24 protein-coding genes, 1 riboswitch and 1 other annotated feature are annotated in these 25,448 nt (G+C 45.3%); of the genes, 10 read left to right on the plus strand and 14 right to left on the minus strand.

Going from position 1 to position 25,448, the window contains the following annotated elements; translation table 11 throughout:
- Positions 1-37: 37 nt before the first annotated feature.
- Positions 38-856 carry a DUF1444 family protein gene (locus AA84_RS0105435; RefSeq protein ID WP_028976372.1) on the minus strand — a complete coding sequence of 273 codons (819 nt, stop codon included), beginning with the start codon at positions 854-856 and terminating at the stop codon, positions 38-40.
- 123 nt (positions 857-979) lie between these two features.
- Positions 980-1,501 (minus strand): DUF84 family protein, encoded by a 522-nt coding sequence (locus tag AA84_RS0105440; RefSeq protein ID WP_028976373.1) that lies wholly within the window; start codon positions 1,499-1,501, stop codon positions 980-982.
- A gap of 190 nt (positions 1,502-1,691) precedes the next feature.
- On the opposite strand from AA84_RS0105440, the gene AA84_RS0105445 reads away from it, so the two are divergent.
- Entirely contained in the window at positions 1,692-2,021 is a 330-nt protein-coding gene (locus tag AA84_RS0105445; protein ID WP_028976374.1) for a hypothetical protein, read from the plus strand.
- 39 nt (positions 2,022-2,060) lie between these two features.
- Here the strand turns inward: AA84_RS0105445 and trmB are convergent, their stop codons facing one another.
- Positions 2,061-2,702: a tRNA (guanosine(46)-N7)-methyltransferase TrmB gene (gene trmB, locus AA84_RS0105450; protein ID WP_028976375.1), complete on the minus strand. Its 642-nt coding sequence runs from the start codon at positions 2,700-2,702 to the stop codon at positions 2,061-2,063.
- 120 nt (positions 2,703-2,822) lie between these two features.
- Here trmB and AA84_RS19490 point away from each other — a divergent pair, with 120 nt between their 5' ends.
- Positions 2,823-2,948, plus strand: a complete 126-nt coding sequence (locus tag AA84_RS19490) for a hypothetical protein (RefSeq protein WP_255304667.1) — start codon at positions 2,823-2,825, stop codon at positions 2,946-2,948.
- Here AA84_RS19490 and AA84_RS0105460 read toward each other — a convergent pair.
- The 3 genes from AA84_RS0105460 to thpR form a co-directional block, all read right to left on the minus strand.
- Positions 2,945-3,676 (minus strand): phosphotransferase family protein, encoded by a 732-nt coding sequence (locus tag AA84_RS0105460; protein ID WP_223362281.1) that lies wholly within the window; start codon positions 3,674-3,676, stop codon positions 2,945-2,947. The two genes, AA84_RS19490 and AA84_RS0105460, sit on opposite strands and share 4 nt — an antisense overlap.
- Positions 3,677-3,874: 198 nt before the next feature.
- Positions 3,875-4,630 (minus strand): hypothetical protein, encoded by a 756-nt coding sequence (locus AA84_RS0105465; RefSeq protein ID WP_028976377.1) that lies wholly within the window; start codon positions 4,628-4,630, stop codon positions 3,875-3,877.
- Positions 4,631-4,679: 49 nt separating this feature from the next.
- Positions 4,680-5,252 (minus strand): RNA 2',3'-cyclic phosphodiesterase, encoded by a 573-nt coding sequence (thpR, locus tag AA84_RS17140; RefSeq protein ID WP_051577818.1) that lies wholly within the window; start codon positions 5,250-5,252, stop codon positions 4,680-4,682.
- Positions 5,253-5,444: 192 nt separating this feature from the next.
- Between thpR and cysK the strand changes: the two genes are divergently transcribed.
- The 3 genes from cysK to AA84_RS18295 all read left to right on the plus strand — a co-directional run bounded on the left by cysK (position 5,445) and on the right by AA84_RS18295 (position 7,771).
- Positions 5,445-6,377: a cysteine synthase A gene (gene cysK / locus AA84_RS0105475; RefSeq protein WP_028976378.1), complete on the plus strand. Its 933-nt coding sequence runs from the start codon at positions 5,445-5,447 to the stop codon at positions 6,375-6,377.
- Between the two features lie 632 nt (positions 6,378-7,009).
- On the plus strand, positions 7,010-7,228 hold the full coding sequence (locus tag AA84_RS0105480; RefSeq protein WP_028976379.1) for a DeoR family transcriptional regulator: 219 nt from the start codon (positions 7,010-7,012) through the stop codon (positions 7,226-7,228).
- Positions 7,229-7,336: 108 nt separating this feature from the next.
- A complete protein-coding gene (locus AA84_RS18295; RefSeq protein WP_051577819.1) occupies positions 7,337-7,771 on the plus strand; it encodes a hypothetical protein in 435 nt (144 codons plus the stop codon).
- A gap of 74 nt (positions 7,772-7,845) precedes the next feature.
- On the opposite strand, the gene AA84_RS0105490 is transcribed toward AA84_RS18295, so the two are convergent.
- Complete coding sequence (locus AA84_RS0105490; protein WP_028976380.1) at positions 7,846-9,441, minus strand: putative polysaccharide biosynthesis protein; 1,596 nt, start codon at positions 9,439-9,441, stop codon at positions 7,846-7,848.
- A gap of 398 nt (positions 9,442-9,839) precedes the next feature.
- The gene (leuS, locus tag AA84_RS0105505; RefSeq protein ID WP_028976381.1) at positions 9,840-12,263 is read right to left on the minus strand and encodes a leucine--tRNA ligase; all 2,424 of its coding nucleotides are present in this window, start codon (positions 12,261-12,263) and stop codon (positions 9,840-9,842) included.
- 83 nt (positions 12,264-12,346) lie between these two features.
- Positions 12,347-12,583, minus strand: a binding site (T-box leader).
- A 206-nt stretch (positions 12,584-12,789) separates the two neighbouring features.
- On the opposite strand from leuS, the gene mnmL reads away from it, so the two are divergent.
- Positions 12,790-13,758 (plus strand): tRNA modification radical SAM protein MnmL/YtqA, encoded by a 969-nt coding sequence (gene mnmL / locus AA84_RS0105510; RefSeq protein ID WP_028976382.1) that lies wholly within the window; start codon positions 12,790-12,792, stop codon positions 13,756-13,758.
- On the opposite strand, the gene AA84_RS0105515 is transcribed toward mnmL, so the two are convergent.
- Positions 13,755-14,822, minus strand: a complete 1,068-nt coding sequence (locus AA84_RS0105515) for a tetraprenyl-beta-curcumene synthase family protein (RefSeq protein WP_028976383.1) — start codon at positions 14,820-14,822, stop codon at positions 13,755-13,757. The two genes, mnmL and AA84_RS0105515, sit on opposite strands and share 4 nt — an antisense overlap.
- A gap of 155 nt (positions 14,823-14,977) precedes the next feature.
- Positions 14,978-16,198, minus strand: coding sequence for a methionine adenosyltransferase (gene metK, locus AA84_RS0105520; RefSeq protein ID WP_028976384.1), 1,221 nt, complete (start codon positions 16,196-16,198; stop codon positions 14,978-14,980).
- 130 nt (positions 16,199-16,328) lie between these two features.
- Positions 16,329-16,447, minus strand: a riboswitch (SAM riboswitch).
- 215 nt (positions 16,448-16,662) lie between these two features.
- Here metK and pckA point away from each other — a divergent pair.
- Positions 16,663-18,249 carry a phosphoenolpyruvate carboxykinase (ATP) gene (gene pckA, locus AA84_RS0105525; protein WP_028976385.1) on the plus strand — a complete coding sequence of 529 codons (1,587 nt, stop codon included), beginning with the start codon at positions 16,663-16,665 and terminating at the stop codon, positions 18,247-18,249.
- Positions 18,250-18,387: 138 nt separating this feature from the next.
- On the opposite strand, the gene ytkD is transcribed toward pckA, so the two are convergent.
- The 4 genes from ytkD to AA84_RS0105545 all read right to left on the minus strand — a co-directional run bounded on the left by ytkD (position 18,388) and on the right by AA84_RS0105545 (position 21,137).
- Positions 18,388-18,882, minus strand: coding sequence for an RNA deprotection pyrophosphohydrolase (ytkD, locus tag AA84_RS0105530; RefSeq protein ID WP_028976386.1), 495 nt, complete (start codon positions 18,880-18,882; stop codon positions 18,388-18,390).
- A gap of 93 nt (positions 18,883-18,975) precedes the next feature.
- On the minus strand, positions 18,976-19,239 hold the full coding sequence (gene fbpA, locus AA84_RS0105535) for a Fur-regulated basic protein FbpA (protein ID WP_028976387.1): 264 nt from the start codon (positions 19,237-19,239) through the stop codon (positions 18,976-18,978).
- A 261-nt stretch (positions 19,240-19,500) separates the two neighbouring features.
- On the minus strand, positions 19,501-20,295 hold the full coding sequence (gene tagH / locus AA84_RS0105540) for a teichoic acids export ABC transporter ATP-binding subunit TagH (RefSeq protein WP_028976388.1): 795 nt from the start codon (positions 20,293-20,295) through the stop codon (positions 19,501-19,503).
- Positions 20,296-20,309: 14 nt separating this feature from the next.
- Positions 20,310-21,137, minus strand: coding sequence for an ABC transporter permease (locus AA84_RS0105545; RefSeq protein ID WP_028976389.1), 828 nt, complete (start codon positions 21,135-21,137; stop codon positions 20,310-20,312).
- 412 nt (positions 21,138-21,549) lie between these two features.
- Between AA84_RS0105545 and AA84_RS0105555 the strand changes: the two genes are divergently transcribed.
- Genes AA84_RS0105555 through AA84_RS0105565 form a run of 3 tightly spaced genes read left to right on the plus strand, consistent with a single transcriptional unit; the run spans position 21,550 to position 25,324 of the window.
- Positions 21,550-23,067 carry a spore germination protein gene (locus AA84_RS0105555; RefSeq protein WP_028976391.1) on the plus strand — a complete coding sequence of 506 codons (1,518 nt, stop codon included), beginning with the start codon at positions 21,550-21,552 and terminating at the stop codon, positions 23,065-23,067.
- Positions 23,068-23,099: 32 nt separating this feature from the next.
- Positions 23,100-24,212 carry a GerAB/ArcD/ProY family transporter gene (locus AA84_RS0105560; RefSeq protein WP_028976392.1) on the plus strand — a complete coding sequence of 371 codons (1,113 nt, stop codon included), beginning with the start codon at positions 23,100-23,102 and terminating at the stop codon, positions 24,210-24,212.
- Positions 24,209-25,324 (plus strand): Ger(x)C family spore germination protein, encoded by a 1,116-nt coding sequence (locus tag AA84_RS0105565; RefSeq protein ID WP_028976393.1) that lies wholly within the window; start codon positions 24,209-24,211, stop codon positions 25,322-25,324. Before AA84_RS0105560 ends, AA84_RS0105565 begins: the two co-directional genes overlap by 4 nt.
- Positions 25,325-25,448 lie beyond the last annotated feature (124 nt).

Below are 25,448 nucleotides of genomic sequence, written 5' to 3' on the forward strand. Positions count from 1 at the left end.
CCCTTCCAGACAGGATGCTTCCATCCATGCCGTTGCATTACTGTTTTTTTGTTTTTCCCGGTTTTGGCCGTTTATTTGCCATGATAAAGATGGGTTCCAGTTCGCCTTGCTCATTAAAAATAAACGGCATCATGGTGATTGGAATCGTTCCTGAAGTGTAAAATTTCATCGTCATTTGTGCCAGAATGTCATAACCTTCAGGATTGACAATATCGCCAAAAATCAATACATCTTGATGCGGCACAGCTACCGTCAGATCTCCGTGCGCCTTGCTGCGCATCTTTTCGATCAGCTTGCGGTTTAGAATTCTGCTGGCATCGTAGCCGTCCTTTGTGTTTATAAAATAAAACGCATTGTTTCGTACAACATCTTTTTTCATTTTTACAGGCAGCGCGTTTAAATTAAAGGCTGCAGACTCCATAAGCATCTGTTCTGCGATACCTTCTTGTTCAAGAAAACGCTCATCGATCAGTCTGCATGCCTTGCCAAGATCAAGTGCATAGAGAATTTTTGTTTCTGCTGTATGTGGCTTGGCAATCAGTCTCCGTCCGTCCTTTGTTTTTTCTGGAAAAGATGCCGAACGAATGACTGGAAAAATTCGCTTTTCTTTTCCTTTCAGATGGGGTGAAACCGACATGGCTTTCAATCCGCGCTCAATCGTAACAAGTGCTTGTTCGAGCGCCGGCTCGCCTTTCTCATGATAATGCTGCAGAAGTTCGGGTATGGAAAGCGTGACCCCTTTTCCACTTTTAATTAATTCAATGCGCAGCTGCTCGCTTTTATCATCAAAATGAATGGTTGTCTCATCAGACTGCAATCTTTGTTCAACTAATTTTCTTAAATCGGCACGATCCATTGAGCGATCAGCTCCTTTATTCTGCTTGTTCTCGCATGAGTCATGCTTGGCTGAAAACATACCTTACTTAGTTTAGCATAGATAAAAGCTGGAGTTACAGTGTGATCTTCAGACAATGTTCATTTAACGTTTCTGATAGGCGTAGATCCCTTCAATGAGTTTCAATATATGGTGAAACATCTCGGTACGCGACACACGTCCCTCAGTCAGTATGCCGATGGTTCCGCCATGTGTATGTACACTTTCCTGATGAAAATAAGCATCGGCAACATCACCGAGTTCACGTCCGCTGCGCACGCCGTCCGCCAACGCTTGCGGAAGCAAGATGCGGGCACCTCCTGCACGGATAAGCCGGCCTTCGCGATCGGCACAGGCGCCCCAGTTGCACAGGAACATCTCGCCATCAAGTTCAGAAACGCCGCCTTCCATGCCGATCCCAAGCGTTGCCTCAGGATCCTGATTTAGCACCGCTCTCGCCCGGTTTACTGCACCTTGGCTTGTTTCATGATCGGACATCGGCATCGCGGACACACCTGAAGGCACATCATAACTTCGAATTTCAGCATCGATTGCCTGCTCCTCAATTGTCTGCTTCACTGCATTGAGTTTTGCAGGATTTTTCGTTCCAACACCTATAATAATCATACCGTTCGCCTCATTTCTTCATAAAGATCACGGACCCGTTTCATTAACGATCAAGCGTATCTTATTACTTCTTCCATGTTATAATACAAACTATGCATTCACATGCGTTCATCCCAATGAATAAACCAAAACACAGGATCATCTGCACACTGCGTGCCACGGTCCTGCGTTCGTAAAAAGGAGGACGATCATGAAAAAAGGATTCGGTTTCGGTACCGCCTTTTTGATCGGTTCACTAATCGGTTATCTTGCCGGAGCAGTCACTGCACGCAACGCAGCCGGTAAAAAATCGTTAAGTTCTGAACATGTATTGGAACAAGTCAAGCGTGAAGTCAAAGACCAAATGCCAATCGAGGGCGCATGGATCTTCCTTACCCCGCATAGTTGGTCCAAAGACAGTCTCACTCATCTGGTTTATAAAGGCGGTCTCATCTCGAGTCGGAAAAACGACACGCACCACTTTGACTTTATTGCTGACGCCAAGAGCGGAGCAGTCCTTGAATTAAAGGCGCAAGACTAGTCCGAATGATCTCCCGTTGCTGGCAGCGGGAGATTTTCTTTATTCGCTTGAAATGGCTTCACAGCGATAAATTTTTTGGCCCTTTTCAGCAAACTTTTCTTCATATTCGGTAACGACATTGTCCTTCATTTTTGCATGATGCAAGTCGAGACTGATATTTTGGAGAATAAATCCATATTTTGAAAAGCTTTCGAGCGAGTATTCAAATAAGCCTTGATTATCCGTTTTAAAATTCAATATGCCGCCCTTTTTAAGTACATATTCGTACTGTGCCAGAAAAGCAGAATAAGTCAGGCGCCGCTTCTCATGACGGTTTTTCGGCCACGGATCACAAAAGTTCAAATAGAGAGCATCCACCTCGTCTTCAGCAAAGAACTCAGTCAGACCGCGCGCGTCCTCATTAATCAGCCGCACATTATCTAAACCCTCATCCAAGCATCGCTGCAGTGCAGTTACAATCACACTCTCATGAAGCTCAATACCGACAAAATTAACATCCGGGTATTTTTTCGCCATTCCTGTAAGAAACCGGCCTTTACCGGTGCCGATTTCTACATGAAGCGGTGCCTCGCGGTGAAATACATCATGCCATTCACCATTGTGATCTTTTGGCGATTGAACCACAAGATTCGAATGCTGATTCAGTTTGCTTTTTGCCCAAGGTTTGTGTCGTACTCTCATGTGTAACTCTCCCTTTGTTCGCTCATACGGGACAATCATCCTAAACGTGCTGCATGCGCTCAGGCGGGTCCGTCATCTATTCTATTTCTTTTCTCTCCAGATTACCATGGAGAATGGTTAATGATCAGCGAAAAGCAGAAAAACCAGCGTTTGTCCGATCCGCAAAAAAGCGCACCTTCCCGTCACGGAAAGATGCCGATCCACGAATTGATAACGGTGACTGCTGTTGAACACTCGATCGATTAAGCAAGCAGTCCGGCAGCATAGTCATTCAGCCACAGCAGGTCCTTCTCAAAAAGGATGATTTTCTTCATTTCTGCATGCTCCTGATGCCAGAACATAAAACGTACGGTCATTGCAATCATATGCCATACGAGGCGCAACTGTAACGATTTTGTTCGTTTCAGGCCGTACAGATGCAGCCAATCTTCCCAATCTTCCTCTTCAACGTACCAATAAAGGAGCATCGCCAAATCCATGGCAGGATCAGCGATGACCGCTTGATCCCAGTCGACCAAGTATAAGTTCTTTTCATCTTCGCCAAGCAGCCAATTATTATGGTTGATGTCCGAATGGCAAACCATTTTCTTCGGATATTCCGCGCGCTCGGCAGTATCTTTTAAAAAGTTCAGCGATTGACGCAATGCACGTGTCTCCGTCCTGCCGCGCGCCTGACTCGATAATCGATTCAGCAACTGTGTAGTCGTCACGGGTTTCTTGCCCAAGCGTTTCATCATGGTCAAGAGCGGTTCGGAAGAATGAATTTTTTTAAGCATTTCGGCAACCTGCTCTGAAGCCATTTCATTCGGTGTCAAAACTCTCCCCTTTAACCACGTTTGGGCAGTGAGCACATCTCCATTATCCATGCGCCGAGTCCAAAGCAGCTTTGGAACAATTCCTTCCGCAGAAAGAACAGCAAGAAAAGGGGAAGAATTTCGCTTAATAAAAAGCTTACTTTCCCCGGAGCTTGCCATATATGCTTCTCCTGTCAATCCTCCTGCTGGAGAGATTTCCCAATTATCGCCATCGAAAAAATGAATCAAAGCATTCCACCATTGCCTTTCCATGTCCGTTTCGCATGTTATCGAAAAAAACAGACTATGCATAAAAATATACCACGTTCACGGATAATCAACAATCATAAAAACGCGAATTCTGTCATTTTTTCATGATCAGCTCGTCCTTGGTTCCGCAAATGTTTCGCTCGCATTGAGCAGCGCTTCGGCACATGCAACTTGTTCTCTCTTTAGAAGCAGAGAATGCTGATCGGCCCGCTGAAACCATTCACGCTCATTTCTTCGGTCAACAAATACGATTTCTGATTCGGCAGGCACCTTTTCAATATAAGCTTGCGGTGCATAAACCATTCCTTGCACATGCAGTTCAGCCATTCCTTGATTGCGTAAAAAGGCGGAAATGACCGCTTTGGTGCGCCGTAAAGCAATCAGCGGATTGACCAATGTCTGCCTTGCCCCGTTGGTGATCTGCTGCCATCGCCGCTGTTCCATTGGCTGGAACACATCGCCTGCTGCACCTAAGAGCGGATGAATACAGCAGATACGGTCGTTCATGAGCAGAATTGAGTCGAGTTGAACCGGCCCAGATTTTGTCAGCAAGACCGGCTGATACATAAGAAAAGATACATCATTAATTCCCTTTAACATACGCCGCAGCCAAACGGTTTGTAAAAGTTGATCCGGATAGGGCGAATACGCCTCTGCGGTACGGCTTGCCCACAATAATTGTTTTGCAAACAGCCAATCGTCAAATCCGTGCGACTCCTCAGCAATATCGGCCAATGCGCCCTGTTGACGCAGTTTCCACTCTGCCTGCCGCCGCTTCTTCAGCCACGGGTAGCGATTGGCATAGCCAAGAAAATTTAATTGATAACGCGAAATACATTGATTAATTTTGATCAATTGAACCATGCTTTTTCCCCTTTAGTCTTCTAAACCTATTTTAATACAAAAACAGGGTTTAGGAATACTCTCTCTTTTCAGATTGAAAGGGAAATAAGCATATCTGTTGATAATTCGGCAAATTACCCGGACAAACTTGAAAAAGCGATACAGCGGATACGGTCCACTGTTTTCCAGCGAGCCCATGATGCACCGCAGGCAACTGCATCGGAAGGTCGCCGCTTACCCAGCGTTTCGCCAGTGTGATATGCGGATGGTACGGGCGATTTTCTAATCGCACGCCGAGCGGAGCCACGGCTTGCACAATTGCAGCTTGAAGACCAGTGAGACCTCTTGTTTCCTTTAATGAAGCAAATAAAACGCGCGGGTGCCTGCGATCACCAAACCCATCGATTCCTGACAAAGCGAGCGTAAATGGCGTCCAGTTCGTCGAAGTTTGGTGTACAGCTTGTACAATTGCCGTACGCTGCTCGGAAGCCAGTGCGCCCAAAAAGAGGAGCGTAATATGGTAATCGCGGGCGTCGGTTTTACGCTTATAGTCTGCAGCTGTAAGATATGAGCGAGCAGCCTGATTTAACGTTTCCCGTAATGCATCCGCAACAGGAATGCCTAAAAAATAATGATTGGACATAAAACGCCTTCTTCCCATCCTTGTACTTGCTCGATATTAACGAGATTACCCACTATTTTTATAAGAGATGCTTATCAATGGTCGACCCAAGTTCACTTCATCCTGTATAATAGAACCATTACTATTGGAATACTTTATCCTCATGAACGAGAAGCTAATGAGAAGCATCCAACGAAGAAAAGGGAGAAAACAATGACGAAACCTGCTCAATCTATTGATGAACTGGTCGGTCAAACGCCGATGGTTCGTTTAAATCGACTGCCCGATCCAAACGGAGCAGCAATCTACGCAAAGTTAGAGTACTTCAACCCAACCAAAAGTGTCAAAGATCGTGCAGCACTGAATATGATTATCGACGCTGAAAAACGGGGAATCATTCAGAAAGGGGCAACGATCATTGAGCCAACATCTGGAAATATGGGTATTGGCCTTGCGATGGCCGCAGCAGCACGCGGCTATAAAGCGATGATCGTTATGCCGGACACGATCACCCAAGAACGGATCAATTTATTAAAAGCCTTCGGCGCTGACGTGGTTTTGACCTCAGGAAGGAAAAAAATGCCCGGCGCAATAGAAAAAGCAAAAGAACTTGCTGCAGTGCTGCCGAACTGCTACATGCCGATGCAATTTGAAAACCAGGCAAACCCTGAGGCGCATCGCAAAACAACTGCCGCTGAAATCATCAGTGATATTCAAGAGCTGAAACGCCCACTCTGCGCGTTCGTTGGCGCAGCAGGTACGGGCGGTACAGTATCCGGTACAGGGCGGGCTCTGAAAGAGGCTTTCCCCGAAATGACGGTACATATCTGCGAGCCGGCCGGATCACCGGTGTATTCCGGAGGAAAGCCGGGACGTCATAAAATTGTTGGAACAAGCCCAGGCTTTATTCCAGATACCATGGACATGTCGCTCATCGATGAAATTATCGACGTCAGCGATGATGATGCTTACGAAATCACGCGCAGATTAGCCAGTGATGAAGGGATTCTCTGCGGACCTTCGTCAGGTGCATCGGTATATGTCGCACTGCAAGTCGCTCGCCGCTTCAAACCCGATCAAATCGTTGTCTGTATGATCAATGATACCGGTGAACGTTACTTGTCCGGAGATATTTTCCCACATTAATGGAACTGCACTCCCCGAAACTGATGGGAGTGCAGTTTTTTTACAAAATAAGAAAGCCCATGATTTTGCCTCGTCTTCAAAGCAAAGTGTCTTGGCCGAGAAGCAAAGCAGAAGTACTCTGGCGCCTGCCGCGGCAAGCGAGCAGCTGGTGTGCCGTTCAAGCATATCATTGATGAATGAAAGCCGCATTTAGAGTAAAAGGAACTTTCGCTAAGTGCGCATACGTCCTGTATGCAACGCGAAAGCCACCGCATCCTGCGGAAGTAAGGACTAGGCGTCGCCCGGTTTTTCTTACACGATTCCTTGTATTCATAAGTATTCGGATCGCCATTGATTGAGAAGCAAAACGCACTTCTGCGGATAGATGCCTTTTTCCAGCAAAAAATATTTGACATTTCAAAATGTAGCGTTATATTTAAACTGTTGACAGAAAATTATGTGACCTCAGAGTGCAGCAAATCGGTATGTGCTCTTCGAATCAGACAATATGTCGATCCAGTCGGTGAAATCGCGTCGTTCAATACGTTTTGAATCCTATTGTACAACAAAATTCAATGTATTTACTCTTGCTTGAATATTTCGCTCAGTAAAAGACATATCTTTTATTGATAAATAATCTGGGGAGTGGTGACTTGGGTCCTTCAACTGATCGTATGCTAAATCGTGTTAAGTCCGTTTATTTGTTCATTCGAAAACAAGGTACGGTTACGACAAAGGAGTTAGTTGAAGAATTTGACATGACACAGAGAACAATGCAGAGAGATCTCAATATTCTCACCTATAATAATTTGGTAAAAAGTCCCCGCCGAGGACAATGGACGGTAACAGAAAAGAAGGTAAAGGTTTCTTGAGCTGCTTGTTCGCAGCTCTTTTTATTTTGCAAGAACACATGGGCAAAAATCATTTTGAAACATAGACTATGGATGAACAAACCGACATTTCAAGGAGGATCATCATCTATGTTTTCAAATGAACATGCTGCTTTTCCGCAAGACGTGAGTGCCTATCAGCCTGCATCGGCACCAAGAGGATGGATTGATCAAACCGCGCCTCATTTCAATCAGCAAGCCGCAACAATTCCGTCTGAACAATCAAAGGCTGGATCTTCCCCGTTTCTTGATTCTAAGCATACAGCAAATCCTTATGCTGATCACGCTTTTGTCTGGAACGAAGATTCACAAGACGCTGAAAGCAGACAGATGCATCAACCCCCGCGCCCGCCTCAACCACCATTTAATCCACAACAATTCGAGCGCAGATTAAACCGGTTGGAACGTTCGCAAGCACAGACCGACCGCGAAATTCAGAACCTTGACCGCCGCGTGCGCGCCATTGAACGGAGACTCGGATTTCCAGTTCCTCCATTCGGCGGGCCTGGATTCCCGCAACGATAAACCGTTTTCCACACCTAACGCCCAAAAAAAGGTGCCTCACCGTCACTACTGACAAAGAGACACCTTTTTATGTTTTAATCGGTCCTGCGCTTTCTCATTCCGCCGACCACGCGGCGCAGCAAACCGGTCCATCGAGAAAGCAAAAGATATACGGCTACACCAACCGCAACACTAACCATCACGACAACAAACGCAATGCCTCTGCCACTTGGAATCGAACCACCGAATAGGAGAAAGATCAACTGGATTGAAAGAGCCATAATGGCCGTATAGCCAACGATATGTATCACTTGCTGACCAATCGCCGAGTATTTGTAACCGGTCGCTTGTTTAATCGCAATTAAATTGATAAGGATGCAGACCGCATAGCCAATATCGGTTGCAAGGATCGGACCAACCATGCCAAATACTTTCATAAATAATGGATTGAGCAAGATTTTAATCATGACTCCTGCGCAAAGGCTGATTAAAGTGACACGCTGCCGATTAATCCCTTGAAGTATGGACGCAGTCACCTGAAACAAAGCAAAGAAAATCGCGGTCAACGCATACCATTGCAGAATGCGCCCGCCAATCAGCAAGTCATGCAGGTTAATTTCAAAGAGCAAACCGTGAATCATATACCCCAAAGAAGAAAGACCCACCGCAGCCGGTATGGTTAAAAATAATACAAGTTCAAAAGCTTGTGTGATTTTATGATTGACTTCGTTAATATCTCGCTTTGCATAAGAATTAATGATCGCCGGAACAGCACTGACAGCAAGCGATGTTGCAAGCGTTACCGGTATCATCACCATCTTTTGATCATTAACCGTTAAATCGGTAATCACGAGCTCCTTGACTTGCGCGCTGTACGCTAAATAATGGTAGGCCATGAATTGATCAATCAATTGATACAGCTGCATCGAAATCCCAACCGCAACAAAAGGAATGGCGTAATTGACTAACTCGCGATACATCGATAAATAGGATATTTTCTTTCTTCTCTGTACCGTTTGCTTCATCTTAGACATACGCCCGCGCCGCGTCACCCAAAAGTGCAGCATAACATAAAGGCCGCCAACCGCTCCGACAAATGCTGCAAAAGTGGCAAGTGCAGCAGCGGTAACCGGTGAACCATGAAAGACTTTAATCACAAGAAACGCGCCGATTAAAATGAAGGCGATCCGGACAACCTGCTCAACAATCTGAGAAACCGCTGTCGGACCCATTGACTGATAGCCTTGAAAATACCCACGCATCAGGCTCATGACCGGGACAATCAGGATGGCAATACTGACCACACGAATAACCAATATCACATCATTCATTCTGTTTGCCGGCAAGCCATAAGCAGCAGCAATATGCGGTGCTCCGATAAAAAGAACCAGAAACCCAATAAGCCCGGTTACCGCCATTAAGACAAAGCCGGATTTAAGCAGTCGCCTTCCGGACTCATAGTCGCCAAGTGCATTATACTTTGAAACGAATTTCGACACAGCAAGCGGAAGACCCATCGTCGATACACTCAGCATAATACCATAAGGCGTATAGGCGATCCCATAGAGAAAAGTCCCTTCTGTGCCGGTTAACGCATTATATGGGATGATAAAGAAAATTCCAAGCAAACGTGAAACAATTGAGGCGACTGTTAAAATCATGGCACCTCGGATCATTTTCGATGCGGACATCTGTCAACGCTCCTAATCTTCAATTGGGCGCACGGCCCACAACTCTTTGTATTTTACCACAATATAACGATTGTACAGCATGGCTTCAACAGGGTCGTACGTTATTTGTAACATTTTGTCGAAAAAAGGGGGCACCCTCCTTGCCATGACAAATCGTATTGGTCATGTGCGGTGTTCGCTCGTAACATTGTCTAAATCCTATTGCGGTTGTCTCATTGCCTATCCGGGCTAAGTCGATCCTTTATCAGCGGCTGATTTATCCACCTTGAGCTTGAGCAACACTTCAGCTGATCGCTGTCCCACTAGCATCTCACATATCCTTCTCTTTATCTGCAAAAAAAACCGCTCCTATGCGTTCGCACAGAAAGCGGTTTTTATGCAGGCCTTTCCCTTTTTGGTTATTTTGCAACGATATTGACCAATTTATCTGGTACAGCAATCACTTTTTTCACGGATTTGCCCTTGAGACGTTCTTTAATCCGTTCGTCATTCAATGCAATTTCTTGAAGACGTTCACGCGCAATCCCTTTATCAACTTGGAACCGTGTACGGATCTTTCCGTTCACCTGAACGATGATCTCAACTTTATCTTCGACCAATTTTTTCACATCGAACGACGGCCACGATGATGTTTCAATCGACTCTTCATGACCAAGCAGCGACCAAATCTCTTCACTGATGTGGGGTGCGATCGGTGAAAGCAGCTTGATAAATCCTTCTGCCATCGATGCAGGAATCGTCTCTTGTTTGTACGCTTCGTTAATGAAGGTCATCAATTGCGCAATGCCGGTATTGAAGTGCATGATTTCATAGTCTTCCGTTACCTTTTTCACGGTCTGATGGTACACTTTCTCAAAAGCCTCGTCGGTTGAACCATTTTGCGTGATCTGATCAGCCAAACCACCCTCTGGGCTCACAAACAGTCTCCAGATACGATCAAGAAAACGGCGCGCACCGTCAATCCCTTTTTCAGACCAAGCAACGGCAGCATCAATCGGTCCCATGAACATTTCATAAAGACGCAGCGTGTCTGCGCCATGCGAGCCTACAATTTCATCTGGATTTACAACATTCCCTTTGGATTTACTCATCTTTTCATGATTGCCGCCAAGAATCATTCCTTGGTTGACCAGCTTCTGGAACGGTTCTTTTGTCGGAACAACGCCAAGATCATAAAGTGCTTTATGCCAGAAGCGCGCATACAGCAAGTGCAGGACGGCATGTTCTGCACCGCCGACGTACAGATCAACGGACATCCACCGTTTCAACTTTTCTGGATCCGCAAGTTTCTCGGAATTATGCGGATCGATATAGCGAAGAAAGTACCAGCTGCTGCCTGCCCATTGAGGCATCGTATTGGTTTCACGGCGTCCTTTCATCCCGGTTTCCGGATCAATGACATTTATCCATTCTGTGTCATTTGCAAGCGGTGATTCACCCGTTCCGGATGGCTGGATGTTTTCAGTTTTCGGCAGACGAAGCGGCAGTTCTTCTTCCGGAACCGCTTTGAGCGATCCGTCCTCCATATGAATGATCGGGATGGGTTCGCCCCAATAACGCTGACGGCTGAACAGCCAGTCACGCAGACGATACGTAATTTTACGATTTCCGACTTTATGTGCTTCAAGCCAATCGATCATTTTCGTAATCGCTTCTTTTTTGCCTAATCCATTGAGAAATTCCGAATGAACATGCTTACCCTCACCGGTGTATGCTTCTTTCGACAGATCGCCGCCGGCAACCACTTCAATGATCGGCAGGTGGAATTTGGTTGCGAATTCATAGTCGCGGTCGTCATGACCAGGAACTGCCATAATTGCACCGGAGCCGTACGTGATCAGAACGTAATCGGCGATCCAGATCGGCACTTTTTTACCATTGACCGGGTTAATCGCATACGCACCGGTAAAAGCACCTGTTTTTGTTTTTGCAAGATCGGTACGTTCAAGATCGCTCTTAGCGGCCACTTCTGCGCGGTAGCGATCAATGCTTTCCTTTTGTTCCGGAGTGACAATTTTGTCAACGAGTTTGTGTTCGGGAGCAAGAACCATATAGGTCGCGCCAAACAGCGTATCCGGACGAGTGGTAAAGACGGTTACTTTTTCATCACCATGACCCTCAATTTGGAATTGAACCTCTGCACCTTCAGAACGCCCGATCCAGTTGCGCTGCATTTCTTTAATGCTCTCCGGCCAATCCAAATCTTCAAGGTCACTAAGCAGACGATCCGCGTAAGCGGTGATCTTAAGCATCCACTGCTTCATCGGCTTGCGGACAACCGGGAAGCCGCCGCGTTCACTTTTTCCATCAATGACCTCTTCATTTGCAAGTACCGTTCCAAGTGCCGGACACCAATTTACCGGTACTTCGGCAATGTAGGCGAGTCCTTTTTTGTAAAGCTGCAGAAAGATCCATTGCGTCCATCGATAATACTGCGGATCTGTCGTATTGATTTCACGATTCCAGTCGTACGAGAACCCGAGTGATTTAATCTGCCTCTTGAATGTAGCAATATTTTTCTTGGTGAATTCGCCAGGATCGTTGCCCGTATCAAGCGCATATTGTTCGGCCGGAAGTCCGAAGGCATCCCAACCCATCGGATGCAGCACTTCAAAGCCTTGCATCCGTTTCATCCGTGCCATAATATCCGTTGCTGTATACCCTTCCGGATGACCGACATGCAGTCCCTTTCCTGATGGATAAGGAAACATATCCAAAACATAATATTTCGGTTTATCCGATGCATCATCTGTACGAAACGTTTGATGCTCATCCCAGAATTTTTGCCATTTTGCTTCAATTTTTCGGTGATCAAATGCCATTGCCATGGCGATTTCCTCCTTTTTAATCCTGCATCGTCAAAATAGATTGTGAAATACAGAAAAACCTCTCGCCCCAACAGTTTGTCAGGGACGAGAGGTTGATGACTTGTTTTATTCCCGCGGTACCACCCAGATTAGCATGAGACTTCAGCCGTCATCACGCTCGCTTAATCCCTGTAACGCGGGCTGCGTCGGGATACCCAATGATGGGCAGTCCCGCACCTCCGAAGCGAGTTCGTCTGCTTACCGTATCGGCTCACACCAAGCGCCGACTCTCTGAAAACCGCTCACAGGCTACTTTTCTTCATCATCAGTAGTCGTTCATTTTAGGTTGTGTATTTATTTTATTGATATTGCAATCAGATGTCAACTCAGGTCGGAAAAAAGTTGATCTTTGAAGTTGTTTTAATGGAATCACTGAGAAAAGTGATGGGATTCTGCAGACAGGCGCAGTCGGTGTAACGGCTTTATGTTTCAGCGAATGTTTGCTAGAATGTGCCATAGGTTAGTGAAGGGAGTACGTGAAATGGCGGAACAAAAATGGCCGGCTCATTATGGGCCGGATAAAAGGTACTATACATGGAATACCTATTTAAGGGACAAGTTCGGAAGCAAAGTATTTAAAGTGCCGCTTGACGGAGGATTCGACTGCCCGAATCGCGACGGAAAAGTTGCCTGGGGCGGCTGTACCTTTTGCAGTCAAAAAGGTTCGGGTGATTTTGCAGGGAACCGCAAGGACAGTCTCGCCACTCAGTTCAAAACCATTAAAGAACAAATGAAAACAAAATGGCCGCATGCCGACAAATACATCGGCTATTTTCAAGCCTTCACAAATACTTATGCACCGATTGACGTGCTTCGTGAAAGTTACGAAACGGTTTTGGAACAAGAAGGCGTTGTCGGCTTGTCGATCGCCACTCGCCCCGACTGTCTGCCTGACGATGTGGTCGCCTACCTTGCCGAATTAAACGCGCGCACATTCTTGTGGCTGGAACTGGGCCTGCAAACCGTTCACGACGAAACCGGACGTCTAATCAACCGTGCACATGATTATGACTGCTTTGTCGAAGGCGTTGCGAAACTGCGCAAACACAACATTCCCGTTTGTGTTCATATCATTGACGGATTGCCAAGGGAAACACCGGCGATGATGCTTGAGACCGCGAAAGCTGTGGCAAAGCTTGACGTTCAAGGCATCAAGATCCATCTGCTTCACCTTCTGAAAAAAACGGCAATGGTCAAGCAATACGAAAAAGGCATGCTCCAATTTCTCGATTTCAATACATATGTTCAGCTTGTTTGCGACCAGTTGGAAATCCTGCCCGCAAATATGATCATTCATCGTTTGACCGGAGATGGGCCGGCAGACTTAATGATCGGTCCGATGTGGAGTCTGAACAAATGGGAAGTTCTCGATGCCATCGACGACGAATTAAAACGACGCGACAGTTGGCAAGGTAAATTTGCCGAAATACCACTGCAAAATCAGGATTAAATACTTTGCCTGATTCTACGGTACAGCCATCCGTTAACAAAGAAAAACAAACCGCTGCCACCCGATTTGCGAATCAATTTGCGAGCTAGAACGCGTACATTGCGCTGTTTGGCAACCTTGCGATCGGCGAGGTAAATACCAAGCAGCCCGCGGTTGATCATCTTGTGGAAGTTCTTGTCCGGCATCGTGTCAATCGCTGCATCTGCTTCCTCGATAAAATGTTTTAAACGATCCATCATCGCTTGATCATTCGGATAATAGAAGCAAAAATTCAGATCGCCTTCGATCCGATCCTCTTCTTGATCGACAAAATAATCCATTAAAATATGAAGGCCTTGAACCCAAGGAAAATAGCTGTCCTTGATCTTTCCGACAAGCAGCCTCATTTCATCACCGCGTGCCGCTGCATAGGAAACAATGCAAAAAATCCCCAAAGTTGATCCGGAACACGCAGCAAATTCATACCAGCTCATCTCAGGCAGATGAGCTTTATTTTTTTGAAACCATTCCATCAGCCTAGGTACGCGCTGATCGCGAACGACATGCTTATGGACTTGCAGATCACAATAAAAACCAGCAAGTTCATGGAGTGCCGGTTGAATGATCTTCAGTGTGGTCAGTTCCGACAGTACCTTCTGACAGGTTTGAACTAACGCTTCCAAATAGCCTCCATCCTGCTGCTGGCTGCGGCAGCGATAATAATTTTCAGGCCTCGCGTCCGGCGTCAAGGCATGCAGCATCGACCGGTGTAAACAGCGAAAATCTTCAGGGTCAAGTGACGTGCTGCGATCGCATAGATTGTCCAAATAATCACTAATCGTTTGATAAGCGACGATAAATGCAATAACCTCTTTTCGCCTGTCTTCAGCAATTAAGCTATAGATTGCACCACCTTCACAATGGAAGGTCTTGGATTCAATACTGGACAGTGCCTGTTTGCGCAGTTCCGGGTCAGGAATTTTGGATGCCTTTTCCTTCCACCTTTTTAGTTCACGATGGACCTCAGGAAGCACTTTTGTGTAGATTTCTGCCATCAATTTCAATGGCCGTGATGGTACCGTCATCAACATCCCTCCAATAAATACATGCGGAGCATTGTTCGTGCTGCCGATCACATATCTATCAATTATTATAGCAAACGATAAATCAATCTATGCGGGTTCAAAAACAAAAAGCTTTTCACACCCAGAGGTATGAAAAGCAATAGAACAAAGATCAATTATTGGTTCTGTTCGCTCGCTTGGATTTGCTGTTTCAGAATTTCAGCCTTGTCCGTATTTTCCCAAGGAAGCTCGATATCGGTACGACCAAAATGCCCGTACGCCGCCGTTTGTCGATAAATTGGCCGACGCAAGTCAAGCATTTCAATAATGCCTGCTGGACGAAGATCAAAATTACGGCGAATTAATTGAACGAGCTGCTCTTCAGTTGCTTTTCCGGTGCCAAATGTGTCAACTGAGATGGACACCGGCTCTGCAACGCCAATCGCATAGGCAATTTGAATCTCGCATTTTTCAGCCAGGCCTGCTGCAACAATATTTTTTGCGACATACCTAGCGGCGTAAGAAGCCGAGCGATCTACTTTGGTTGCATCTTTTCCAGAGAATGCACCACCGCCGTGCCGTGCATAGCCGCCGTACGTATCGACAATGATTTTACGCCCGGTTAAACCGGCATCTCCCTGAGGTCCGCCAATGACAAAACGTCCCGTTGGGTTGATGAAAAATTTCGTTCGATCATCAATTAACCCGGTTGGGACGGTTGGGTCAATCACATGACGATGCAAATCGTTCTTTATTTGTTCTTCTGTCGCTTCCGGATCGTGCTGAGCAGAAATAACGATCGTATCGATGCGCTCCGGATGCCCCTCTTCATCATACTCAACGGTAACCTGTGTTTTGCCGTCCGGACGAAGATAGCCAATCGTGCCATCTTTGCGAACATCGGATAGACGTTTCGCCAGCTTGTGAGCGAGCGCAATCGGAAGCGGCATCAATTCAGGGGTTTCGTTAACCGCAAAGCCGAACATTAACCCTTGATCACCGGCACCAATTGCTTCGATCTGATCCTCAGTCATCGTTCCTTCTCGTGCTTCAAGCGCTTGATTCACGCCTTGAGCAATATCCGCGGACTGTTCCTCAATCGAGGTCAGAATCGCGCAGTTTGATGCGTCGAAACCATATTTCGCGTTTGTATAGCCAATTTCCTGGATAGTATGGCGGACCACTTTTGGAATATCAACATAAGTTGATGTAGATATTTCACCCGTTACAAGAACCAGCCCAGTATTGACAACGGTTTCGCAGGCAACCCGCGCATTTGGATCGCCTTTCAGCAATTCATCAAGAATTGCGTCGGATATTTGATCGCAGATTTTATCCGGATGACCTTCCGTTACCGATTCGGAAGTAAATAATCGTCTTGAATACTTTTTTGTCACAGTACTTCACCCTGCCTTTCAAACATTATATACAAAATGGTGTCAACGGTACCCGATCCCTCTGCTTTTGTTTTCAAGGCATGAAAAAAGCCTACTCCAATTAAAGGATAGGCCGATTCTTATCGCGCGCCTCTTATTATCAGAATAAAGAGAAGATCTTCCTCGTTATTCTGCAGGTTAGCACCGTGCCGTATTCGACCGGTTGCCGGGCTTCATCGGGCCTGTCCCTCTGCCTACTCGGAATAAGAGCAGCCGTATTTGATACCTATCATAACTTAGGGAATTAAAACTGTCAACGCATTTTGAAAAGCAAAAAAGTGAAATTAAACCTAAGAATCCGCTCGATTTATGTCCTTAGATTTGTCTTGCGGAATACGGAGGGAGTCGTTAGAATAAAAGTATAGCCTAATCACTATAATGTGTGATACAAAGACGACGATCTTGTCAAAGGAAGGAATGTTAAAATGAATGATGCGTCTTTAGAAAATCCTGTCGCTAAATTGCTCCATACTGGGCAGATGCATGTTAATTTGCCCGTTCCTGAATTGATTGAACATGCGCTTCGAAAAAATGAAGGGGTATTATTAACCAACGGTGCACTTGCCGTATCGACCGGAAAATACACGGGCAGATCACCAAAAGACCGCTTTATTGTCAGTGACGACCAAACACAGGAACGAGTCGATTGGCAACGTAATCAGCAGATAAATGAAACCGCTTTCACAAAACTGCGTCATAAGCTTGCCGATTATTTAAACACACGCGAAGAAAGCTATGTTTTTCGCGGTTTTATTGGCGCTGCGCACAAGCACCGTCTGGCAATCCAAGTTGTCAATGAGTATGCTTGGCAGAACCTGTTCAGCCGGCAATTGTTTATCGAGCCGTCTGAAGAAGAGTTGGAGAGCCATCATCCGGATTTCACCATCCTTTCAGCTCCGGGATTTAAAGCCGATCCTGCAGTTGACGGCACGCGCTCCGAAGCATTTATTATTCTCTCAATGAAGCACCGTACCATCCTCATCGGGGGCACCGAGTATGCCGGTGAGATCAAAAAATCACTCTTCACCGTCATGAACTTCCTGCTTCCGCAAAAAGGAATTCTGCCGATGCACTGTTCCGCCAATCAAGGACAAAACGGAAAATCGGCACTGTTCTTCGGCTTATCCGGTACCGGAAAAACGACCTTATCCAACGCATCAGGAAGACCATTAATCGGTGACGATGAGCACGGCTGGTCAAGTGAAGGAATCTTCAATTTTGAAGGCGGCTGTTATGCAAAAGCCATTCGTCTGTCGCCTAAAAAAGAACCGCAAATCTACAACAGTATCAAATTTGGTACCGTACTTGAAAATGTCGCCTTTTCCGATAAAAGTCGGCTGCCCGATTACGCTTCTGCGCAGCGGACCGAGAATACACGTGCCGCTTTTTCCTTGCAAAACGTTGCCGGTGCGAAACACCCCAGTGTCGGTGGACATCCGTCAGCGATCATTTTTCTGACCGCCGATGCATTCGGTGTGCTTCCGCCGGTCAGCATTCTTTCTCCCGAACAGGCCATGTATTATTTTCTATCCGGTTATACAAGCAAACTGGCAGGTACCGAACGGGGCGTAACCGCTCCAGAAAAAACATTTTCAACCTGTTTCGGTGCCCCTTTCATGCCGCTTCCAGCGCCTTGTTACGCGGATCTTCTGGGTCAGCTGATGCACAAGCATAATGTAAGCGCTTATCTAATCAATACCGGTTGGACCGGTGGACCGTACGGGATCGGCAAACGCATCCGCCTTTCCGATACACGAACAATCGTTCAGTCTGCTTTAGATGGGCAACTGAACAATGTCGCCTGTTTAACTGATCCGATCTTTCAACTGCGGATCCCAACAACTTGTCCCGGAATTTCCAATCCCATCCTGCTTCCTTGGAAAACATGGGCGAACCAAACCGATTATCGACAAGCCGCAAATCAGTTGGCACATGCTTTTCATGCGAACTTTAAACAATTTGCCGCACAAACGTCCGAACGGATTCGCTGCGCCGGTCCGGCATTGCGGTGATATTGCCTGCTTGACTGAAACGGAGCAGCAGTCTCATCCCCTTATATCGCTTCATCTTCTTACAGGAATCATTTAAAAAGCAGGCGTCTCACAGTCCAAGCGGACTTTGGGGCGCCTGCTTTATCCATTGAAACCGCTTCACACAGTCACTGGAAGCCATTCTTTTTGCCGTACGGCGTTTAACGCATCAATGAAAACCCGATCTTTCATGATGAAACTAAATTGTTTCTCGTCTTTGATCGAATTCGGAAATGAGCGGATCAATTTCGGCCCATCCGTTTCCAGATAGTCCTTTTTGAATTCCATCCGATCAATTTCAGCAAAATAGATATTTTTAATGATCCGTTCTGCTTGCTGTTCAACTTGATATTGACCGATAAAAAAGAGTTTCGCCACATGAGCGCCTGTCTCTTCAAAAACCTCCCGCCGCGCGGCTTCTTCCGGCCGCTCTCCAGGATCGACCTTTCCTCCTGGAAATTCCAACCCACGTTTTGAATGTCTTGTCAACAGCCACTGGTGATTAAAGCGGCAAACCACCCATACATGTCTGGGATCCTTTGAAAAGGGTTCTGCTAAAAATGCCAGTGTCACTTTATTTCCATAAAAATCAGGAAAGATACGTTGTTTGCCCACCTGGCAGTCACCTCCGTATCACCCTCTGTCCTTGCAGGTGATACCCCCTATTCTATCAAAAAAGTCACATGGCCTCTAAATGAAATTCCGAACTCAACCAATCTCTTTGTGCATGCTCCTCTGATAATTGCTCCATTCGCGCTCCAGTTCAGACAGTGTCCATGCGTTGAGACGCTCTGTATCCGGCACAGCTGAATGATCCCTTAAAGCTTGAATCAACTGTTTTTTTCGATTTTCGACGGCTCTTCTCAGTTGGTTAACATGCATCATCAACGGACTCGCTTTCGGAAAACGGTTACATTTGTTTGCTGAAAGCGATCCTTCCTCCTTCCTTTTCTTATCGATTTTTGTGGTCACTCTTCCCGATTCCAGTATGCACCGAAGGCGTATTTTTAATCGCTAGTATACAATAAAAGCGCTTACATTGATACTATTTAGCCTAGGCATCCGCTCATTTTTCCTACATTGTGCGGGTTTATTTATTTTTTTAACAGGAAATAGGTTTATTTACCAATGAAAGCGGCAATAATAAGAATAACCCTAACCCCAATTCACTTTTTGATTTGTCCGCATCGTCATTGCGGATATTTTTCTGCAAAAAAAAAGCGCTGCTCGCGCTCAAGCTTGTACCATTCTTTTTTCTTCAACTTCTTTTTTAAACTGCTGTTTCTCCGCTTTGCTCATTTTTTTGTACTTGTTAATAAATGCTTCATAGTTCGGCATGACCTCAGACATTAACCCATATTGCTCAACATGTCCATATTGAACCCAAAGTGCTTTCTCGCAAAACTTCTTCATTTGACCAATGGAGTGGCTAATAAAGAAAATGGTTTTTCCGCGTGACTTAAATTCATTCATCTTATCCAAGCATTTATCGGCGAAGGTGCGATCCCCAACCGACAGTGCTTCGTCGATGACCAGTATGTCGGGATCGATATGAATGGAGATCGCAAACCCGAGCCGCGAGCGCATCCCGCTGGAGTACGTTTTTACTGGCTGGTCAATAAAATCACCGATATCAGCAAAGTCAATAATTTGCGGCGTTAAGGCGATGATTTCTTTTTTATTAAACCCAAGCATTAAACACTTGAGTTCAATGTTCTCACGGCCGGTCAGCTCATTTTTCAATCCGGATTGAATGGCGATCAACGACGCCTCGCCATTTACCTGTACCGTGCCGCTCGTCGGTGGAATAATACCTGAAATAATATTAGATAAGGTCGATTTTCCCGACCCATTGACACCAATGATGCCGATAACATCGCCTTTTTCCGCTTCAAAACTAATATCATGCAGCGCATAGAAGGATTTTCCGTAACTTTTCGGCAAAATCAAATCCAATAGTTTTTCGGAGTTTTTTGTGTACATTTTATATTTTTTTGATACATTTTTTACAATCACTGATTTTTCCATGAGTTGAGATCTCCTTATAAATAATCAACAAAATGATCTCTAAATTTAAGATGAATAAATGAACCAAACATCAACACAATGAGAATGAAGCACCAGAAATATACAGTATAGGCACTATGATTAACGGCATACCAGGAGGTTCCCAAAATAGAGGCCCGATAACCTTGAATTAAATAGTACATGGGATTCAGAAGCAGAACCTGCCGTAAAATTGAGGGTACCTTCTCAAGATACGCTTGCTCCCAAAGAATCGGTGTCAAATAAAACATCATTCGCATCACTGAAATTAAAATTTGATGAACGTCGCGTACAATTGTTGATAGTGTCGATGTAATTAATGACACTGAGAACAAAAACATGATAGCGCCGAACATAAAATAGGGCAATTGGATCAGGTACAGACTGGCTTTGAATGCAGTAAACTGCATGATCACTAAAATAATTCCAGTTAAAAACAGGTGCTGATACAATTTTTCAAAAATGACATAGCTCGGAATTGCACTCATCGGAAAGTTCATTTTAGCAATAAAACGAATCCGCGTGTAAATGGATCTTGATCCTTGAATGATTGCCGGCTGCAGAAAAAACCAAAGAAAAATCCCTGAGATCAGCCATGTAATATAGTGTGCATGTTTTCCATTTTCAAGAAGCACATCGCCTCGTCCACTGATGTAGCCAAAAACAAGCCAGTATACAAAGATCTGAATCATTGGATTGATTATGATCCATGCCATCCCTAAATAATTGTTGCTATTTTCGCTTTTTAATTCGTACAGAGACAAACGCCTGATTAAGTACAGGTTTTTTATTTGTTCCTGAATAACTTTCCATGCTGATTTCATAACAAAATCCTTCCACTCGTCACCAATTTACATTTCTCCTTCCATACTTTAACACAGCTCTTTTAAAAAAGAAAACGACAGTTTTTTTAGAAAGGCACAGCCAATCGCCTTAAAAGATTGGAATAATACGATCGTTCTCGGGAAAACTAACCCCACATGTGAATGACGAACGACAAAGGAAGGTTCTTATGTATACGCTGCTCTATACATCCTATTTTGGTCTGCTGTTCATTTTCTTACTTTTCGTCGGTTTTCGTATTTCGATGGGTGCGACAGTCTTGCTTTATCTGTTGATCTGTTTTCCTTGCTTAATGCCTTTCATAATCCTGATTCTCGATCAACGGCATGATGAACACAAAAAAGCAAAGCAGATGGAACGGGATGCAAATTAACATGAAACGAGGGGTTATTCGTGTTTTGGAAAAACAGTAAAAAAAAGAATGACCAAGGTCCGGCACAGCCCTCAAAAAGCATGGCTGACTTACTGATTCAGCTTGAAACCAATCCTGATTTCAATCATTTCTGTCATAACAGCAAAACGCTTACCTGTTGGATTTCATTCATTAACACAGTGGTCGATTTAGAGTACATCCACAGAGACTTGCTGCCTGCGCTTTATTCTGAACGCGTGCAGCGCATGAAAGACATTGCTCAGGTCGTTCCCGTTGATAAATTAATCGAGACAAGGGATTTATCCGTCATTCAGACAAGTCTGCTTGACGGTTGTTTAATGATTCAGCCGTCGAAGCGTTCGCAACACGTCTATCTTATTCCCTGCCCAAAAAAACAGGCGCGACAAGTCGAGCAGACGGAAATCGAAACCAGCATTGTCGGTGCGCACGACGCTTTTGTTGAATCGCTGGAAACCAATATCAATTTGATTCGTTCGCGCATTCCGATTCCTCAATTTAAAGTCGAGGAACACCGCATTGGCAAACTGTCGCGAACGCGCATCTCCATTCTCTATATTGAAGGACTCGCGAATAAGGCTAATCTGAATACGACTAAGCAAAGAATCACCGATTTGGAAACCGTCAGCGTAATCAATGCCAACATGCTTGCTTTAATGATTGCCGACAATAGTTGGTCTTTTTTTCCTCAATTCATCGATACTGAGCGTCCCGATCGTGTCAGCGGCGCCCTTTACGAAGGAAAAATTGCCGTGCTCGTGGATGGTTCTCCGAGTGCACTGATTCTACCAAGTACAATTGTTGAGTTTTTTTCAACCATCGACGACTATTCATTGACCTGGCCGATCGCATCCTTATATCGGCTGCTGCGCTTGTTTGCCGTTGCCTTTTCCGTCATTTCTTCATCGCTGTACGTTGCTGTGCTGACCTACCACTATCAATTAGTACCCAAAGATTTACTGGCAACTTTAATCGTTTCGCGCAGTTCCGTTCCATATGATCCGATCATTGAAGTGCTGCTGCTTGAAGTCATGATTGAACTGCTTCGCGAAGCAGGCGCACGCCTGCCGACAAAGGTTGGCCAAACCATCGGTATCGTAGGCGGTATTGTCATCGGTACCGCTTCCGTTCAAGCCGGTGTAACAAGTAATATTCTGTTAATTATTATCGCGATGTCGGCACTGGCTGCCTTTATCACACCAAACTATCGGATGGCAACAACGATCCGGTTCATGCGCTTTCCATTTATTTTTGCTGCGCAAGTGTTCGGTCTGCTCGGTGTCGGTCTTTGTTTTATGTTTTTCGTCTGCCACCTGTTGAAACTGACCTCGCTTGGCCGACCGTTTATTGAACCCATCTACCCCATGCGCGTGACAGATTTGAAGGACAGCTTCATCCGTTTGCCAACCAGCGCGCAAGGACAACGTCCGATGTTTCTGCGCACCGCGGATAAAAATCGTGTGAATCTGCAGCGGACAACGCAGAAGAAGGGCAAACCAAAGCCGGATATTGATGAATAATTGCCTTTTCAAAATGGAGGATCTGACGCTCTATGAATGATAAGATAAAACCTGCACATCAAGTTGGTCCTGTTTCTGCCTTTTTTATTCCGCAGACCATGCAGATTGGAATCGGCTATCTCTCGTTCCAGCACGTCGTAACCAAGTACAGCCAGCAAGACGCATGGCTCGCAGCGCTTATCAGTGGTGCGATTATTCTTGGCATTCTTTGGGTTGTTCTGCGCCTTCTGGAGAATGAGCGTCAATTCGGTATGCCCGACCTTTTTTCGATCCATTCCCGTATTTTCGGAAGACGAATCGGAACCTTCCTTAATCTCTTCACCGTGACGCATATTCTTCTCTTCACTATCATGTTTTTACGTAGTTACGTCGAAATTGTACACGTGTGGGTTTTTCCGCAAATGTCAACGTTTCTATTTTCGCTTATCTTTTGTTCCATTGTCTGGTATATTGTCAGCGGAGGGATTCGAACGATCACCGGCGTTTGTCTGCTCAGTTTCATCTATTTGATGCCGTTGAGTATCCTGACCCTCTTTATTGTTCCCCATGCTCAGTTTGCAAATTTACAACCGTTTTTTGACCACTCACCGGTAACGCTGCTGAAATCCTGTTATAAACTCACGCATGAATATTTGGGATTTGAATTGCTGCTTTATATCTATCCGTTTATCAGCCATCCGCGTGAAGCACGTAAATGGGCGTTTCGCAGTGTACTGACAACCATTTATTTTTATACAACAGCGCTCATTCTTGCGATTGTTTATTTCAGTCAAGGCGAGATGCAGAACACGATTTGGCCGACGGTCACTTATTGGAAAGGTGTCCGCTTTCCTCTTGTTGAACACATCGATATCATTGCGATCGTCCTCTTACTATGGAGTCTTGTCCCTAATATCTGCTTATGCAGCTGGATTATCGCTCGCGCTGTAAAATTCACTGTACCGAAGATTAAAATGAAATATTCGCTGATCGTTATTCTCGCTTTAATTATTGCAGGGACAACGATGATCCATAGCGGACTCCAAGTGAAGAAGATAAACGATGTGTATGCAACGTACGGTGCGCTGATTATCTATATCTATCTTCCAATTCTCTTGTTTTGTCAGTGGATTAAGAAAAAATGTGGAAGGGGAGCTGCATCATGAAACAAAAGGCAGTCCTTATCGCGCCCTTGATCGCTTTACTCCTTCTGTCCGGATGTTTGCCAACGAGCATCCTCGACGATGTTCTGCTTGTTGAAGCAGAGGGGATTGACTATCTTGGGAATGAGAAAGTGATGGGAACCATTACCATGCCGAACTATGTTGAAAATCCAAACCCTGGAAGCGGCGGCGCCGGACTGCCGACGACCGCATCGATGCTGCGTCATCTTAGCGGAGTGACCTACGACGGCAAATCGCTTGTCGACCGTTTTCAACAATCCGGACAAATGCCCATTCGCGTTGGCAAAATACGGCTTATGCTGGTTAACACGGCCATGGCAAAAAAAGGTTTGTACAAACAAATTGATTTAAGAAATCGCGATCCTGACTCACCACGCGATATGAATTTTGCGGTTGTAGAAGGCAGCTGCCGGAAATTACTGACGTCTGCGGACTATCAAACACAAATTCCGGTTGCCCGTTATATTCAAGATATGATTGAGCAAAACACGGAGCAAAATTATCCGGAAAGTACAATGGAGTCCTTCATGTACGCCTATTATGGCGACTATATGGACCCGTTTCTTCCTATAATTCGTAAGCAAGGTGACCATATTGCCATGCACGGACTCGCTTTATTTAAGAATGACAAATATGTTATGCGCCTTAGCGAGAATAGAGTGTTCACGTTTAAAATGCTCTTTCAAAAATTTAACCAAGGCGTCTATGACTATGAATTTGCCCCGAACAAACACATTGCTTTTAAAAACGTTCATACTGATGTGAACTATAAAGTTAAAAACGGAAACAGCGCTGCGCCCGACATCTACGCATCGGTGAACGTCAGCGCGCAAGTGCGCCAGTCTTATCCGAAAACGCTTAGCAAAACAACCGGTCCGGGTATGGAAAAAAAGCTAAACAAACACATGGCTAAAGAGGCCGTTCAGCTCGTTCGCCGTTTTCAAAGGAAGCAAATCGATCCGCTTCAACTCGGGCAGCATGTGCGCAGCTACACACGCAACTTTGATGGAAAGTCATGGCCGGAACGCTACCCGAACGCTCGTTTCCACTGCAAAGTCGACGTAACCATTAGACAGACGGGAATTTCGGAGTAATTATCAGCCCTATTTAGAAATAAGCAGCAGCATCAAGCCTATGTGTAAAATGTTTCTCGGGGGATAAATTTGATGTGGGCGTAAGAGGATGCGATGGCATGCAGTTCTTTCTTTATTTCTTTTT

The organism is Sporolactobacillus terrae DSM 11697 (assembly GCF_000648615.1).
Classification (GTDB): domain Bacteria; phylum Bacillota; class Bacilli; order Bacillales; family Sporolactobacillaceae; genus Sporolactobacillus; species Sporolactobacillus terrae.

Coding starts and splice junctions, on each gene's coding strand:
- cysK (WP_028976378.1), top strand. CDS start 5,445: ATGACGAAACCTGCTCAATCTATTGATGAACTGGTCGGTCAAACGCCG.
- trmB (WP_028976375.1), bottom strand. CDS start 2,702: ATGAGAGTACGACACAAACCTTGGGCAAAAAGCAAACTGAATCAGCAT.
- AA84_RS0105460 (WP_223362281.1), bottom strand. CDS start 3,676: ATGGCAAGCTCCGGGGAAAGTAAGCTTTTTATTAAGCGAAATTCTTCC.
- AA84_RS0105560 (WP_028976392.1), top strand. CDS start 23,100: ATGAATGATAAGATAAAACCTGCACATCAAGTTGGTCCTGTTTCTGCC.
- leuS (WP_028976381.1), bottom strand. CDS start 12,263: ATGGCATTTGATCACCGAAAAATTGAAGCAAAATGGCAAAAATTCTGG.
- AA84_RS0105465 (WP_028976377.1), bottom strand. CDS start 4,630: ATGGTTCAATTGATCAAAATTAATCAATGTATTTCGCGTTATCAATTA.
- AA84_RS0105445 (WP_028976374.1), top strand. CDS start 1,692: ATGAAAAAAGGATTCGGTTTCGGTACCGCCTTTTTGATCGGTTCACTA.
- mnmL (WP_028976382.1), top strand. CDS start 12,790: ATGGCGGAACAAAAATGGCCGGCTCATTATGGGCCGGATAAAAGGTAC.
- AA84_RS0105490 (WP_028976380.1), bottom strand. CDS start 9,441: ATGTCCGCATCGAAAATGATCCGAGGTGCCATGATTTTAACAGTCGCC.
- tagH (WP_028976388.1), bottom strand. CDS start 20,295: ATGGAAAAATCAGTGATTGTAAAAAATGTATCAAAAAAATATAAAATG.
- AA84_RS0105515 (WP_028976383.1), bottom strand. CDS start 14,822: ATGACGGTACCATCACGGCCATTGAAATTGATGGCAGAAATCTACACA.
- AA84_RS19490 (WP_255304667.1), top strand. CDS start 2,823: ATGATCAGCGAAAAGCAGAAAAACCAGCGTTTGTCCGATCCGCAAAAA.
- pckA (WP_028976385.1), top strand. CDS start 16,663: ATGAATGATGCGTCTTTAGAAAATCCTGTCGCTAAATTGCTCCATACT.
- thpR (WP_051577818.1), bottom strand. CDS start 5,252: ATGTCCAATCATTATTTTTTAGGCATTCCTGTTGCGGATGCATTACGG.
- AA84_RS0105545 (WP_028976389.1), bottom strand. CDS start 21,137: ATGAAATCAGCATGGAAAGTTATTCAGGAACAAATAAAAAACCTGTAC.
- AA84_RS0105565 (WP_028976393.1), top strand. CDS start 24,209: ATGAAACAAAAGGCAGTCCTTATCGCGCCCTTGATCGCTTTACTCCTT.
- AA84_RS18295 (WP_051577819.1), top strand. CDS start 7,337: ATGTTTTCAAATGAACATGCTGCTTTTCCGCAAGACGTGAGTGCCTAT.
- AA84_RS0105440 (WP_028976373.1), bottom strand. CDS start 1,501: ATGATTATTATAGGTGTTGGAACGAAAAATCCTGCAAAACTCAATGCA.
- AA84_RS0105435 (WP_028976372.1), bottom strand. CDS start 856: ATGGATCGTGCCGATTTAAGAAAATTAGTTGAACAAAGATTGCAGTCT.